This window comes from Alistipes sp. CAG:29 (genome assembly GCF_000435435.1).
Taxonomy (GTDB): Bacteria; Bacteroidota; Bacteroidia; order Bacteroidales; family Rikenellaceae; genus Alistipes; species Alistipes onderdonkii.
Window position 1 is genome coordinate 81553 of sequence record NZ_FR893507.1, and the last position, 14119, is coordinate 95671.

14 protein-coding genes are annotated in these 14119 nt (G+C 60.1%); 3 read left to right on the forward strand and 11 right to left on the reverse strand.

Annotated features, from left to right (window positions below; genetic code table 11):
• Window positions 1–684, reverse strand: a complete 684-nt coding sequence (locus QVP03_RS13190) for a tetratricopeptide repeat protein (protein WP_022333856.1) — start codon at window positions 682–684, stop codon at window positions 1–3.
• A gap of 238 nt (window positions 685–922) precedes the next feature.
• Here QVP03_RS13190 and recF point away from each other — a divergent pair, with 238 nt between their 5' ends.
• Both recF and QVP03_RS13200 read left to right on the forward strand, forming a co-directional pair.
• Window positions 923–2308 carry a DNA replication/repair protein RecF gene (gene recF / locus QVP03_RS13195; RefSeq protein WP_022333857.1) on the forward strand — a complete coding sequence of 462 codons (1386 nt, stop codon included), beginning with the start codon at window positions 923–925 and terminating at the stop codon, window positions 2306–2308.
• A 14-nt stretch (window positions 2309–2322) separates the two neighbouring features.
• Window positions 2323–2595, forward strand: a complete 273-nt coding sequence (locus tag QVP03_RS13200) for a DUF721 domain-containing protein (RefSeq protein ID WP_055202647.1) — start codon at window positions 2323–2325, stop codon at window positions 2593–2595.
• A 103-nt stretch (window positions 2596–2698) separates the two neighbouring features.
• Here the strand turns inward: QVP03_RS13200 and QVP03_RS13205 are convergent, their stop codons facing one another.
• The 3 genes from QVP03_RS13205 to QVP03_RS13215 all read right to left on the reverse strand — a co-directional run bounded on the left by QVP03_RS13205 (window position 2699) and on the right by QVP03_RS13215 (window position 7172).
• Entirely contained in the window at window positions 2699–3898 is a 1200-nt protein-coding gene (locus QVP03_RS13205; protein ID WP_022333859.1) for an OmpA family protein, read from the reverse strand.
• 153 nt (window positions 3899–4051) lie between these two features.
• Entirely contained in the window at window positions 4052–6604 is a 2553-nt protein-coding gene (locus QVP03_RS13210; RefSeq protein WP_022333860.1) for an adenosylcobalamin-dependent ribonucleoside-diphosphate reductase, read from the reverse strand.
• Between the two features lie 193 nt (window positions 6605–6797).
• Window positions 6798–7172 (reverse strand): RidA family protein, encoded by a 375-nt coding sequence (locus tag QVP03_RS13215; RefSeq protein ID WP_022333862.1) that lies wholly within the window; start codon window positions 7170–7172, stop codon window positions 6798–6800.
• Between the two features lie 76 nt (window positions 7173–7248).
• On the opposite strand from QVP03_RS13215, the gene QVP03_RS13220 reads away from it, so the two are divergent.
• Window positions 7249–7677 (forward strand): META domain-containing protein, encoded by a 429-nt coding sequence (locus QVP03_RS13220; RefSeq protein ID WP_022333863.1) that lies wholly within the window; start codon window positions 7249–7251, stop codon window positions 7675–7677.
• A 78-nt stretch (window positions 7678–7755) separates the two neighbouring features.
• Here the strand turns inward: QVP03_RS13220 and QVP03_RS13225 are convergent, their stop codons facing one another.
• From QVP03_RS13225 to QVP03_RS13255, 7 genes are all read right to left on the reverse strand, one after another.
• Entirely contained in the window at window positions 7756–8754 is a 999-nt protein-coding gene (locus QVP03_RS13225) for a malate dehydrogenase (RefSeq protein WP_022333864.1), read from the reverse strand.
• Between the two features lie 136 nt (window positions 8755–8890).
• The gene (gene recR / locus QVP03_RS13230) at window positions 8891–9487 is read right to left on the reverse strand and encodes a recombination mediator RecR (RefSeq protein ID WP_022333865.1); all 597 of its coding nucleotides are present in this window, start codon (window positions 9485–9487) and stop codon (window positions 8891–8893) included.
• The gene (locus QVP03_RS13235) at window positions 9488–9661 is read right to left on the reverse strand and encodes an SH3 domain-containing protein (RefSeq protein ID WP_022333866.1); all 174 of its coding nucleotides are present in this window, start codon (window positions 9659–9661) and stop codon (window positions 9488–9490) included. It abuts the gene before it with no gap.
• The gene (locus tag QVP03_RS13240) at window positions 9661–10338 is read right to left on the reverse strand and encodes a tetratricopeptide repeat protein (protein ID WP_022333867.1); all 678 of its coding nucleotides are present in this window, start codon (window positions 10336–10338) and stop codon (window positions 9661–9663) included. Before QVP03_RS13240 ends, QVP03_RS13235 begins: the two co-directional genes overlap by 1 nt.
• A gap of 7 nt (window positions 10339–10345) precedes the next feature.
• Entirely contained in the window at window positions 10346–11695 is a 1350-nt protein-coding gene (locus QVP03_RS13245) for a BatD family protein (RefSeq protein ID WP_288210829.1), read from the reverse strand.
• Window positions 11613–12242, reverse strand: coding sequence for a BatD family protein (locus tag QVP03_RS13250; RefSeq protein ID WP_288210830.1), 630 nt, complete (start codon window positions 12240–12242; stop codon window positions 11613–11615). Before QVP03_RS13250 ends, QVP03_RS13245 begins: the two co-directional genes overlap by 83 nt.
• A gap of 76 nt (window positions 12243–12318) precedes the next feature.
• A complete protein-coding gene (locus QVP03_RS13255; RefSeq protein WP_022333869.1) occupies window positions 12319–13932 on the reverse strand; it encodes a fumarate hydratase in 1614 nt (537 codons plus the stop codon).
• Window positions 13933–14119: the final 187 nt, after the last annotated feature.

Below are 14119 nucleotides of genomic sequence, written 5' to 3' on the forward strand. Positions count from 1 at the left end.
TTATTTTATGCTGCCGAGAAGTTTCTCCGCGTCGCGTGCGTCCATCGACGCCGGGTACGAAGTCAGTATCTGCTCGTAGTATGCGGCCGCTTTCGCGCCGTTGCCCTGGGCCTGCTCGGCCAGGCCGGCTTTGCGGAGGTACATCGGAGCGGTGAGGTTGTTGTCGGCAGCCGCTACGGCTTTGTCGTAGAATTTCACAGCCTTGGCATAGTCCTTCTGCTCGACGGCGATGTCACCCTGCAACCCGTAGTTCTGGGCGTTGATCAATGCGCCCGGGATACCCTTTACGGGCGAATACCTGGCCAGGAATTTGGCGGCATTCTCCAGGTCGCCGGCCTTCAGGTAACAGATGCCGGCGTAGTGTTTGGCAAGGTTGCCCGAAGGGGTCGAGCCGTACTTCTCGATCACCTCGAGGAATCCGGCGCCGTTGGCATCGCCTTCGAGTGCCAGCGCATAGTCCGCATTCTGATCCTCGAAACGGTACTGCGCCTCGGCGATCATTTCGGCGGCCTTCTCGGCACGCGGCGACACGATCAGTGCGCGGTAGCCGAAAACGAGGGCTGCGAGCACCAGCAATCCGAGGAAAACATACGACAACATACGGCCGTTCTTCTCGAAGAAAAACTCAGTTTTGTTCATTGCTTCGCCAAGGGTTTCCTGCTCGGCGACATGCTGTTTTGCCATAAAAATCTATCTTGTTTAGTTTATAATTCCGTACGTTAGGCAGCAAAGATACAAAACTATTCACAATGTACAATGCCGCATCCCGATTTTTTGCAACTCGGGATACATGCGACGGGCGCAATGCCCAAATAAATTTGGCATTGCGCTCGGCTTGCACTATCTTTACAGAACACAGGCGGCGCCTTGGCAATGCCCAAATAAATTTGGCATTGCGCTCGGCTTGCACTATCTTTGAACCATGTATCTGAAGAAAATATCGCTGCTCAACTTCAAGAATATCGCACAGGAGGAACTCGCCCTGTGCCCCGGCATCAACTGCCTGGTGGGCGACAACGGGGCGGGCAAGACCAATGTCATCGACGCGGTCTATTACCTCTCGATGTGCAAGTCGTCGCTGACGATGACCGACGGGCAGAGCGTCCGCCACGGCGCGGATTTCTTCCTCGCCGAAGGACAGTACCTCACCGATGCGGGCAAGACGGAGAGCGTCGTGTGCTCGTTCTCGCGCAAGGGCGGCAAGGTGCTCAAACGCAACGGAAAGGAGTACGAACGGCTGTCGGATCACGTGGGGCTGATTCCAGCCGTGATCGTGTCGCCGGCCGACAGTGCGCTCATCAGCGACGCCGCGGACGAACGCCGCCGCTACCTCAACGGCTTCATCTCGCAGCTCGACCGCACCTACCTGGCCGCCGTAATGCGTTACAACGGCGTGCTGGCCGAACGCAACCGCCTGCTCAAGAACATGCCCGACGAAACGATGCTCCGCATTTACGACCTGCAACTCGTCGAGCAGGGCAACCGAATACACGCCCTGCGGCGGGAGTTCACGCAACGGCTGCAACCCGTCGTCGCGGACTATTACCGCACCCTCTCGGGCGACCGCGAGCAGGTCGAACTGCACTACAAGTCGGAGCTGAACGACCGGCCGTTCGACGAACTGCTCCTCGCGGCACGGCAGAAAGACCTCGCCAACGAATTCACCACGGCAGGCATCCACCGCGACGACCTGGTGCTGAAAATCGGCGGCTACCCCCTGCGCAAATACGGGTCGCAGGGACAGCAGAAATCGTTCCTGATAGCCCTCAAACTGGCGCAATACACCATCGTCGCCCGGGAAAAGGGCGAAAAACCGATCCTGCTGCTGGACGACCTCTTCGACAAGCTCGACGCCGGGCGCGTGGAGCAGTTGATCCGCCTCGTGTCCGAAGATTCGTTCGGGCAGATCTTGATCACCGACTGCAACCCCACACGGCTGCGTACGATCCTCGACAAGGCGGGCGGCGAATATGCGCTTTTCACGGTCGGGAACGGGGCGGTGACGCAGGGGAATGCAACGGCAACGGCTGCCGCGGCAGACCCGGACAAAGGATCGGCCGGAAGCCGGCCCGGGAATGCGGTAACGGACGGGGCTGCGGAACCGATGGAGGAAAAAACACCGGGACAGACCGGGACTGCGGCCGCGGATCGGACAGAAGGGCAAGCCGGGGAATCGCCGGCGGGAGAACCCGCGCGGCGGCCTTCGGAACCAGTCCCGGCACCGGAGCCTGCCGAAGAACCAGCAGCAGAACCCGACGGCAACGGGGCACGCCCCGGGGATGCAGCATCGGAAGGAGGACGGCCATGAGACGGACGAAGACCATGCTGATGGGCGACCTGCTGGAGGAGTTTTTCAAACGCCCCTATGTTGCGGCGAAAGTCGCCGAAGGGAAACTGCCCGACACCTGGCGCGAGATCGTGGGCGACCGCGCCGCGGAGATTACGACCGAGCTGAAAATCGAAAACCACATCCTCTATGCCCGCATCCAGTCGAGCGTGCTCCGCTCGGAGCTCTTCTACCAGCGCGAGGCGCTCAAGGAGGAGATCAACCGCCGCTCGGGCGTGCGGCTGGTCAATGCCGTGATTATCAGGTAAAACACACAGCCGACACCCCGGAATCAGCACAAGAAAAAGGTGCAGGACAATCCTGCACCTTTTTCTTTTCTACTTCGGGGGAAGCCCGCAGCCTCGCTCCCGATTACTGGATGATCGCGGCACGATTGGCGGCCTGAACCTTCTTGAACGGATCGGGCGAGTTGCCCTTGCCCTCGTAATTCAGCTGCTTGGGGTTGACGCCCTTCGATACGAGGAAGTCGAATACCCGCTTGGCACGGTGCTCGGCGACGCGCTTGTTCCCGGCTTTGGTTCCCGTCTGCTGGTCGGCATGGCCTACGATCTGATAAACCATATCCTGCGGGCCGTTCTTGATCTTCTCGGCCACCAGCTCGAGGCGGGTCTTCTCCTGCGGCGTGAGCCACGACATGCTGTAATCGAAGAGGATGATCGAAGTATCCGCTGCAACCTGCTCCTCGGCGGCAACCACCGTAGCGGCTGCGGCGGCAGTAGCTGCCGCAGCTGCGGCATCGGCCGTGGCGGCGAGCTCGGCCTGCGAGGCGGCAAGCTGCTGTGCCAGCTGGGCATTCTCGACCTCCATGGCGGCGGCAGCGGCCATGCTGGCGGCTACGGCGTCCTGGAAAGCCTGGATGTCCGCAACGGTATAGCCCGCAACACCGCGCTGCCAGCCGCGCTTGTTAAAGCGGTAGGTGAAGCCTGCCGTAGCGCTGAAACCGAACAGGTAAGAGCCGTCCATCGCAACGGGGCTGACCCGCGAAGGCGCTATCAGCCCTTTGAGTTCGATATTGAAATCGAACGACGGCGAAATGCGGAACTTGTTGAGCCAGCCCAAAGTGAACGCGAACGACTGGTGCGTACCCGAACCGTTGTTCTCGTGGCTTTTGTCGGTAAAGTTCGAGGCCATATATCCGAAACCGGCGAACGGCACGGCATAGTAGGCTCGGTCTTCACGGTAACCTCCTGCCCAGTTGGAGAAGTTGAGCATGAAATCGGCATGCACGAACAAATAGGGCCATTTCGCCTTGCCCAGCACATCGTCGAAATTGGCGAACCGGCCGCCCTGCAACTGAAGGCGCATACCGGTCACCGGATGGAACCATTTGGTAAGGCCGAAGTTGGCCTCGAAATTAATACGGTCGCCGAAACTCCCCTGGTTGGTACCGTTGGAAAGGGCCGTACCGGCACCGCCCCCAAGCGTAATTTCCCAGTTATCCCAGAAACCGTTCGACACGAAACCGGCGAAGCTCGGTTTTTTGGGCGTGTCCTGCGCCCATACAGACGTAGCCAATGCCACGGCTGCCAACAATAGAATAAGTTTTTTCATGGTCAATAATATTTAATCCCAATAATAAAGTTTCTCTTTTCCCGAAACCGTTAATTGACAGGTCATAGCACAAAAACAGCGCCGAACCCGCACAAAAAAGGCTGGAAACGTGTATTTCCAGCCTTTTAAGCTCAGGATTAAATCTTTACAGAATCAACCGCACTTCGAATAACCGCACGACATGCACGTAAGACAGCCATTCTGGTAGGCCATATTCTCCTGTCCGCAGCTCGGGCACTTGCCTTTCGACTTGGTGCCGTCGACGATATACTGCTTCAGGGCGCGGCAGACGCCCGTCTTCCACGTGTTGATCGACTCGCTGTTCAGGTGGAGCGATTCGATCAGCGAGACAGTCTTCTCGATCGGCATACCGTGGCGCAAGACACCCGAGATCAGTTTGGCATAGTTCCAGAACTCCTCGTCGAACAGACGCGAGATACCGCCGATGGTATTCGTATAGCCGTAGCGGTCAGTATACTGGAAGTCGTAACGCTTGGTGCCGTCCTCCTCGCGTACCTTTATAATATAGCCCTTGTCGATCTTGCGGGGGATATACATGGCATCCTCCTCGATCTTACCGGTGAAGACCTCGTAGGGGCGACCGTCCTGCAGGCCCACGAAGGCGATCCAGTCCTCGGTGCCGTTCTTGAAACGCACGATGTCGGCCGGGATCGACTTGGGACGCTTGGGCACCTGTCCGGGATGCTCCTCGCACTTCGGCTTCTTTTTGGAGCCCTTTTCGAGCAGCACACCGTCGCGGCAGCCATCGCGGTAAACCGTGACGCCCTTGCAGCCGCATTCCCAGGCCGTGCGGTAAACCTGCGCTACGAGCCCCTCCGAAACATTGTTCGGCAAGTTGACGGTCACCGAGATCGAGTGGTCGACCCATTTCTGGATCGCACCCTGCATCTTGACCTTGGCCACCCAGTCGATGTCGTTGGCCGTAGCCCCGTGGTAGGGCGAAGCGGCCACCCACTCTCCGAGCTCCTCGTCGGAGATCGTCGCGAGCTTCGACGTGTCGTATCCGTTCGCCTCGAGCCACTTCACGAAGTTGTGGTGGTAGACGTTGTATTCCTGGAACTTTTCGCCCGTTTCATCCTCATAGTCCACATGCGTGTCCTTGTCGGAGGGGTTGATCTTGCGGCGGCGTTTGTAGACCGTGCGGAACACCGGCTCGATGCCCGACGTGGTCTGCGACATGAGCGACGTGGTACCCGTGGGGGCGATGGTCAGCATGGCGATGTTGCGGCGGCCGACCTTCTCCATCTCGGCGTAGAGTTCCGGGTCGGCCTCGCGGATGCGGGCGATCATCGGATTGTCCTTCTCCTTGGCTGCGTCGTAGACCGGGAAGGCACCGCGCTCGGCGGCCATCTTCACCGAAGCCCGGTAAGCCTCGACGGCCAGCGTCTTCTGCACCTCGACGGCGAATGCGATCGCCTCCTCGGAACCGTATACCAGTCCCAGTGCGGCGAGCATGTCGCCTTCGGCCGTGATGCCGAGGCCCGTACGGCGGCCCTTCTGCGCCATGCCGAGGATCTTCTTCCACAGCTCCAGCTCCACGCGGCGCACGTCCTCGTCCTCGGGGTCGGCGGCGATCTTCCCGATGATCTGCTCGACTTTTTCCAGTTCGAGGTCGATGATGTCGTCCATCATGCGCATGGCCATGGCCACGTGCGACCGGAACTTGTCGAAATTGAACTTCGCATCCTTCTTGAACGGGTTGTCCACATAGCTCAGCAGATTGAGCGCCAGCAGGCGGCACGAATCGTAGGGGCAGAGCGGGATTTCACCGCAGGGGTTGGTCGAAACCGTCACAAAGCCCTCGTCGGCATAGCAGTCGGGCACGCTTTCGCGGATGATCGTATCCCAGAACAGCACGCCCGGCTCGGCCGACTTCCAGGCATTGTGGATGATCTTGTCCCAGAGCTTCCGGGCGTCGATATCCTGCTCGTATCGGGGGTTGTCCGAATTGATCGGGAATTGCTGGTGGTATTTCTTGCCGGCGATGACGGCACGCATGAACTCGTCGTCGATCTTGATCGAAACGTTAGCGCCCGTGACCTTGCCCGTGTCGACCTTGGCGTCGATAAAACGCTCGGCATCGGGGTGCTTGATCGACAGCGAGAGCATCAGCGCACCGCGGCGGCCGTCCTGCGCCACCTCGCGCGTCGAGTTGGAATAGCGCTCCATGAAAGGCACGATACCCGTCGACGTGAGCGCCGAGTTGAGCACCGGGCTGCCCGTGGGACGGATGTGCGAGAGGTCATGCCCCACGCCCCCGCGGCGTTTCATCAGTTGCACCTGCTCCTCGTCCATGCGGAAGATGCCGCCGTAGGAGTCGGCCGGATGCTTGTGCCCGATCACGAAACAGTTCGAGAGCGAGGCCACCTGGAAATTGTTGCCGATACCCGTCATCGGGCCACCCTGGGGAATCACATACCGGAAATGATCCAGCAGGCCGAAGACCTCCTCGCGCGACATCGGATTGGGATACTTGCGCTCGATGCGCTCGATCTCGGCTGCGATACGCTCGTGCATCTGTCGGGGTGACGTTTCATAGATATTGCCGAAAGAGTCTTTCAGGGCATATTTGCTGACCCATACCGTCGCGGCAAGGTCGTCCCCGTCGAAATACTTTTTCGACTCGGCAACCGCATCGTTGTAATCGACTTTCTGCGGCGCTTCGGGTTTTACGGCTTTAGACATAACTGTTATTGCTTTTATTTCAGATTTTTAGCGTCGATCCGGGCGAAACCCGGTTCTACAAAATTCATTCTTTTCTATGGAATAACCCAATGCACGGCACCAAACTTATCCACAAATTATTTACAAAAAGGCAAAACATGCGCCCCACATTTATGGGGCGCACATTTGCTGCGGACGGGATGTCCGGCAACGGCTATTTCGCCGCGACGGCGTCGATCTCGACCAGCGCCCCCATCGGGAGTGCGGCGACCTGGTAGCATACGCGCGCGGGCATTCCCGAGGTGAAGAACCCGGCGTAAACGGCATTCATCGCGGCAAAGTCGCCGATGTCCTGCAACAGGACGGTCGTCTTGGCCACGTCGCCGAGCGTATAGCCGGCCTCTTCGAGGATATGGCGCAGGTTGGTGAGCGACTGCCGCGTCTGGGCCTCGATGCCTTCGGCCATCTTTTGGGTCGCGCCGTCGATGGGGAGCTGTCCCGAAACATAGAGCGCTCCGCCGGCCTCCACGGCCTGCGAATAAGGGCCCACGGCCTTGGGGGCGTGGGGCGATGCGATAATCTTCTTCATAGCGGGGTGTTTTTCAAATTCCACACAAAGATAAGATATATTCCGTATATTTGCACAACACATTTAAGAATATGCTATGAAGATTTTGCTGAGAATCGCAGTTATCGCAGCCGTAGCGGCACTCGCCGCGGGTTGCTGCAAATGCCGTTCCTACCAGAAGAAAAACCGCCGGCCGCTCATCGGCACCGAATGGCAGCTCATACAGTTGGACGGCAGGGCCGTCAAACCCGAAGAGGGCAAGTTCTATGTAATGTTCCTCGCCGAAGAGAACCGCTTTGCGGGGGTCGGGGCCTGCAACCGCCTGATGGGCAAATACGAAACCACCGACAAGGGCGCGCTCAGGATCGGGCCGATCGCCTCGACGATGATGGCCTGCCCGGGCATGGAACAGGAGGACGCCTTCACCAAGGCGCTCGAAGCCACCACGCACTACGATATGGACGGGCCGATGCTGCTGCTGCTCGGCGACGGCGAGCTGAAAGCCGTATTCCAGGCCAAACCCTGAAACAGCGGTCGGAGAAAATCGGAAACAGGGGCCGGTTCAAATGAACCGGCCCCTGCCGTAACAAGATGCATCCGCCGCCTATTTCAGGTGCGGGTTCAGGCCGCGCCACTTTTCGACGGGCGGGATGATCCCCATCGAGATCACCTCGTCGCGCAGTTTGCAGAGGTGCCCGTAGCTGTCGGCAAGAGCCTTGTTCTCCTCGGCCGTACCCTGCACGTTTTTGTAGCTGATACCGTCCTTCGTGATTTCGGTCTCCATCGCCATCAGGATATGCTTGAACCGGTCGTTGTGTACGAACACGCCGGCCGGATAGCCGAACGGCCTGCCGCCCATCGCCGCGGCAATCATGCAGATCGACAGGTAGGCCGGGCTCTGGAACGACGAACGTCCGCGCAGGTCGATGATGTGCTTGCCGCCCTGGATCACCCGCTGTTGCAGGTCGTGCCAGTCGCCTTCGGGCATCTCGCGGCCGATCAGCTCCGACAGGGGGCGTCCGGCAACGAGCGTCGTCGAAGCGAAGACCGCCATCTGCTCGCCGTGGCCGCCGTAGGTGCGGCAGTTGCGGATCTCGTCGGGCGAAATCCTGAAATATTTGGCCAGTTCGCTCCGCAGGCGCGTGGAGTCCAGCGCCGCGAGGGTCGAAAGCTGCGACGGGCGGATACCCGCATAGATGAGCGTCACCAGCCCCGTGATGTCGGCCGGGTTGAAGACCACAACGACGTGTTTCACGTCGGGGCAGTAAGCCTTGATGTCCTTGCCGAACTGTGCGGCGATCTCGGCATTGCCCTTGAGCAGGTCTTCGCGCGTCATGCCGGCCTTGCGGGCCGCGCCGCCCGACGAAACGACATAGGCCGCTCCCGAGAGCGCCTCCTTGACATCGCTCGTCCAGGTGATGTTCACCCCTTCGAACGCACAGTGGTAAAGCTCCTCGGCCACGCCCTCGAGCGCCGGAGCATAGGGATCGTAAAGGCAGATGTTGGGCGTAAGGCGCATCATCAGCGCCGTCTGGGCCATGTTCGAGCCGATCATGCCGGCCGCGCCCACGATCGTGAGCTTGTCGTTTGTCAGAAATTCCATATGAGAAATATTTTACATTGGTACAATCCTGTACCCGGGTCTTGCTTGCAAAAAAACGGGCGACAGTTCCGGCCGTATTCCGGCATATGTCGTGCCGCAACCGGGGATCCGCCCCACAGTGCGCCCCGGCCGCAGGTCATTCGACCTCGCGGCGGTTCAGCAGGGCGTGCGTGATGGTCAGCTCGTCGACATATTCCAGTTCGTCACCGAAGCCGATGCCGCGGGCAATGGAGGTGACTTTCAATTCCGGGAACTGCCGGAGGCGGTTCATCAGGTAGAAGAGCGTGGTTTCGCCCTCGACCGAGGTGGAGATGGCGAGGATCACCTCCTTCACGCCGCCGCGGGCGATGCGTTCGGTCAGCAGGTCGATCTTCAGGTCGGAGGGCGAAATACCCTGCATGGGCGAAATAACGCCGCCCAGCACATGGTACAACCCCTTGTACTGCCGCGTGTTCTCGACCGACAGCACGTCGGCCACCTGTTCGACGACGCAGATCGTCGTATGGTCGCGCTCGTCGTCGGCGCAGATCGGGCAGACATCCTCGTCGGAGAGGTTGTTGCACTGCGTGCAATATTTGACCTCGTTGCGGAAACGGTCGATGCTTTCCGTCATTTCGGCGACCGATTCGCGCTCCATCCGAAGGATGTGGATGGCCAGGCGCAGTGCCGTACGGCGCCCTATGCCCGGGAGTTTCGACAGCTCGCCGACAACGTCCTGTAAAAGCCTCGACATTCAGATGATTTCGATTTTGCGTCCTTCGACCCAACCCTTCTTGCCGTCGGCGATTACGACCTCGCACCACCCGTCGAGGCGGTCGGTGATCGTCACGACCGTACCCTCGTGCAGCACGAAGAGGTCGGTCGACGACTTGTCGGGCGAACTCTTCACCGCCGTGGAGGCGGTCATCACCCCGGCCGAGGGGGCGTCGCGGCTCTGGCCGAGGTGTCGTCGAGCATCTCACGGCGTTCCCCCACGGCGAACCACGTGGTCAGCATGAACAGCAGCGCCGCGACGACCGTGCCGTAGAAACCCGCCTTGCGCAGCGAAATGCGCTGTGCCAGCAGGTAGACCAGAAACAACCCCAGCATACAGGCCAGCAATGCGAGCGAAAGCAGGCTCCACGCCGTGCATCCCATCATGTGGCGGATGTCGCGCATCCACGTGACGAAGAAGAACTCGGGGATATCCTCGATGTTGTCTTTGGTGCGGGCCTCGGCGACGCTGAGGTTGTAACGGATGTCGTCGTTGCCCGGCGCAAGGCGCAACGCCCGGTTGTAATAGAGGATGGCCTTGCCGATACGGTCGTCCTTGAAATAGGCATTGCCCAGGTTATAATAGAGTTTCATGGAGCTCACCCCGCGCGAAAGCAACTCTTCGTAGGTATCGGCGGCCGCATGGAAATCGCCGTTGATATAGGCCGTATTGGCTTTGTTCCACAACTGCTCCGCAGTCTGCTCCCCGGGGGCCTGCGCCTCGGCAGGGGCTTCCCGGGAAACCCGTTGCAAGCTGTCGGCAGGCTCCTGCGCAAAGGATACCGCGGCCAGGGCCAGCGACAACAGAAAACACAAGATCATTCGTTTCATGGCGTTCTTATCTTTTTATCACCGCTTCGATCCGGGAAATGATGTCCACGCCCTCGGCGTACACCTCGCTCATCTGTGCCGATGCAGCAGGCGAATACTGCGCCTCGTCGCACTTGGTGATGATGGACGTGAAGCGCTGCGATTCCTCGACCGACACGCCGCGCTTGTGCAGTTCCTCGCGGACGTTCTCCTTGGTGAGGTTGGCCACCGGGATGTTGAACTTGTCACCCATGTACCCCCACAGAGCCCGGAGCATCTCCTCGTAGAAGGCATGGCGGTTTTGCTCCTCCATATAGCGTTTAGCGACCCGGAAACGCTGCACGGCGACCTTGTTGGCACGCTTTCCGCGCACCAGCGCGGCGTTCTGCGACTCGCGGATCTGCTTGCGCAGCGCCACGTAGACCGCCGTGAAGAAGGCCAGGATTCCGAAGAGCAGCACCCAGTAGACCGCACCGAAAAGGAACGGCTCGCGCACTGGGCGCAACTGCGCGTTGCCCAGCTTGATGAAACGGATGTCCTGGCCGAGCATCTTGACCTCCTCCTTGGACATGCCGCGTCCCTGCACGACATAGGCGTCGCCCCCGCCGCCCTTGGCATCGGGCGTGATCTCCAGTTCGAGCGGACGCGAGCGCAGCGTCATGTACTGCATGCGCGCCGGATCGAAATAGCTGAATTCGACGGGCTCGACTTCGTACGTGCCTTCGGCGCGTGCGATAAAGGGGTATTCGAACTGGCGGTAGCCGGAAATCCCGGCCGCCGAGGCGTTGATCGACTCGGTCGTCTTGACGTTATACTGCTCGAACGAGGCGGGCAGCGTCAGCTTGGGTGCCTGCACGAACGTGAGGTTGCCCGTACCGGAGATCTTCACCGTATAGGTCGCCGCAGAATTGGCTGCCAGCCGGTCAGGCGGCAGCACCGCATCCATCGCAAAACTGCCTACGGCGCCGCTGAAGCTGGCAGGAGCGCCCGCCGGCAGCGGTTTGACCGTGACGTTTATCCGTGGGCTCTGCACCTTGCGGGGTACGTTCACGAAATCGTGCCCGCCCCCGAAGAAGGGATCGAGGCTGCGCCGGCTCTGGATGACGACCTGCGCCACGGCGGTGATCTCGGCAGGCTCGATGACGAGCGTACCGGCCTGCTGCGGATAGAGCAGGTACTCCTTGGCAACGAGCGTCTCGTAGACTTTTCCGTTGAAGGTTTCGCGTTCGCGGCGGGCGTTCTCCGTATTGAGTTCCTGCGCCCAGAAGCCGTTGAACGAAGGGAATTTCACATCGTTATACCCCACTATAGGAACCCGCTCGTAGAGTTTGAAGGTCACGCGCAGCGGCTCGCCTTTGAAAACCGAAGTCCGCGACACGATGGCCCGCAACAGGATGTCGTCCTTGGCGACCCGGCTCTGCGCCGCACTCTCGGAGGAGGCTTCCTCGCGGCGCTGCGGCTGCCCGCCGGCGGCGGGACCGCCGCCTCCCCCCGGCGCCGGAACCGCCGCCTCCCGGCGCCTTGCCCTCATCCACCACCTCGATCGCCAGCGGCTTGGTACGGTAGGTAGTCCCCTCGACCGTCACCTCGGCCGCACCGACGGTGACGTTCCCAGCGCCCTGCGGCACGAGCACATAGGTGATCGTGTAATTGACCACGCGCGTCATCGAATTGTTCACGATCTGGATCGACTGTCCCTGCGCTTCGGCCGGGCCGGCGATCACGTCGAACCCTTCGAACGAAGGAGCTTTGAACGAGCCCGGCTCGGGCTGCGCGTTCAGTGCGAACTCCACGCGGAACGGCTCGCCGACAGCGACCGTCAGCGGAGAATTAGCCTCAAAAGTGACCTTCTCGGCAGCCGATGCCGAGAAGATCGCCAGCACGAAGAGTGCCGTCAGGGATATTTTCGCAATGAAATCTCTCATTGAGCTCTACAATAAAACCTTCTTTCAGATTTTACAACGTAAACTTTTGCCCGTTAGTATATCCGCGGGCCGGTTTTTAATGCTTGAAATCGGCAAAAAAATCGTTGCCTTTGTCATCGACGATGATGAACGCCGGGAAATCCTCGACGTAGATCTTGCGGACGGCCTCCATACCCAGCTCGGGGAAGTCCACGACCTCGACCGATTTGATGGAGTTCTTGGCCAGGATCGCCGCCGGGCCGCCGATCGAACCGAGGTAGAAACCGCCGTACTTCTTGCAGGCGTCGGTCACCTGCTGCGTGCGGTTGCCCTTTGCCACCATCACCAGCGAACCGCCCAGCGACTGGAACAGGTCGACGTAGGGATCCATACGCCCGGCCGTCGTGGGGCCGAACGATCCCGAGGCCATGCCGTCCGGGGTCTTGGCAGGCCCGGCATAGTATACCGGATGTTTCTTGAAATATTCGGGCATCGGCTTGCCCTCGTCGATCATCTGCTTGATGCGCGCATGGGCGATGTCGCGGGCCACGATGAGCGTGCCTTTCAGGTTCAGACGCGTCTTGATCGGGTATTTCGAAAGGATTTCACGCACCTTGTCCATGCCTTCGTCGAGGTCGATGTCCACGGCGGGCGACATGTTGGGCGCCTCCTTGGGCAGGAAACGCGCGGGGTTCTTCTCCAGTTGCTCGAGGAAGATGCCCTCCGGCGTGATCTTGGCCTTGATGTTACGGTCTGCCGAACAGCTCACGCCGATGGCCACGGGGCATGAAGCCGCATGGCGCGGGGCACGGATCACGCGCACGTCGTGCACGAGGTATTTGCCGCCGAACTGGGCGCCAACACCGCTCTGCTGGCAGATCCTGAGCACCTTCTCCTCCCACTCCAGGTCACGGAAGCAGCGGCCGCCCTCGTTGCCCGAAGTGGGCAGCTCGTCGAGGTAGCCGGCCGAAGCCTTCTTCACGGTCGAGAGGCACATCTCGGCCGACGTACCGCCGATGCAGATGGCCAGGTGGTAGGGCGGGCAGGCCGACGTACCGAGGTCGAAGATATGGGTCTTGATGAAATCGGTCAGCGATTTCTCGTTCAGCAGCGCCTTGGTCTGCTGGTAGAGGAAGGTCTTGTTGGCCGAACCGCCGCCCTTGGTAATGAAGAGGAATTCGTACTCCATGCCGGGGTGGCCGCCGTAAATGTCGATCTGCGCCGGGAGGTTCGTACCGGAATTCTTCTCCTCGGTCATCGTGAAAGGCACGACCTGCGAATAGCGCAGGTTGCGGTCTTTGTAGGTCTCGTACACGCCTTTGGCAATGTATTTCGCATCGTCGGCGCCCGTATAGACGTCCTCGCCCTTGTGGCCGATGCAGATGGCCGTGCCGGTGTCCTGGCACGTGGGGAGTTCGCCCTCGGCCGCAACGACCTGGTTGAGCAGCATGGTGTAAGCCACGAACTTGTCGTTGTCGGTGGCCTCGGGATCGTCGAGGATGTTGCGCAACTTCTGCAGGTGGGCGGCACGCAGGTAGAACGACACGTCGCTGTAAGCGGCTTTGGACAAGAGTTCGAGGCCAGCGGGGTCGACCTTGAGGATCTTGCGGCCGTCGCATTCGACGACTTTCACGTAATCCTTCGTCAACAGACGGTACTGGGTTTTGTCTTCCCCGACGGGGAACGGCTCCTGATAAATGAAATCAGCCATAATCGTGATATGTTTTGTGTTTGTTAATGTCCGTTTGTCCCGTGCCCGGCATGCCGCGCGGCGCTTTTCCGCAGGCAGCCCCTGCAGCCGGGAGGCATCCTGCGCCGCCCTGCCGCCCGCAATCAACCGCATGCAGGCCGCACCGGGCATACCCTGCCCGCACACCGGGGCTTAAGGCCATGCAAAA

Bases quoted from the DNA above. Each gene is read 5' to 3' on its own strand.
- QVP03_RS13190 (WP_022333856.1), bottom strand. From the start codon at position 684: ATGGCAAAACAGCATGTCGCCGAGCAGGAAACCCTTGGCGAAGCAATG.
- recF (WP_022333857.1), top strand. From the start codon at position 923: ATGTATCTGAAGAAAATATCGCTGCTCAACTTCAAGAATATCGCACAG.
- QVP03_RS13200 (WP_055202647.1), top strand. From the start codon at position 2,323: ATGCTGATGGGCGACCTGCTGGAGGAGTTTTTCAAACGCCCCTATGTT.
- QVP03_RS13205 (WP_022333859.1), bottom strand. From the start codon at position 3,898: ATGAAAAAACTTATTCTATTGTTGGCAGCCGTGGCATTGGCTACGTCT.
- QVP03_RS13210 (WP_022333860.1), bottom strand. From the start codon at position 6,604: ATGTCTAAAGCCGTAAAACCCGAAGCGCCGCAGAAAGTCGATTACAAC.
- QVP03_RS13215 (WP_022333862.1), bottom strand. From the start codon at position 7,172: ATGAAGAAGATTATCGCATCGCCCCACGCCCCCAAGGCCGTGGGCCCT.
- QVP03_RS13220 (WP_022333863.1), top strand. From the start codon at position 7,249: ATGAAGATTTTGCTGAGAATCGCAGTTATCGCAGCCGTAGCGGCACTC.
- QVP03_RS13225 (WP_022333864.1), bottom strand. From the start codon at position 8,754: ATGGAATTTCTGACAAACGACAAGCTCACGATCGTGGGCGCGGCCGGC.
- recR (WP_022333865.1), bottom strand. From the start codon at position 9,487: ATGTCGAGGCTTTTACAGGACGTTGTCGGCGAGCTGTCGAAACTCCCG.
- QVP03_RS13235 (WP_022333866.1), bottom strand. From the start codon at position 9,661: ATGACCGCCTCCACGGCGGTGAAGAGTTCGCCCGACAAGTCGTCGACC.
- QVP03_RS13240 (WP_022333867.1), bottom strand. From the start codon at position 10,338: ATGAAACGAATGATCTTGTGTTTTCTGTTGTCGCTGGCCCTGGCCGCG.
- QVP03_RS13250 (WP_288210830.1), bottom strand. From the start codon at position 12,242: ATGAGAGATTTCATTGCGAAAATATCCCTGACGGCACTCTTCGTGCTG.
- QVP03_RS13255 (WP_022333869.1), bottom strand. From the start codon at position 13,932: ATGGCTGATTTCATTTATCAGGAGCCGTTCCCCGTCGGGGAAGACAAA.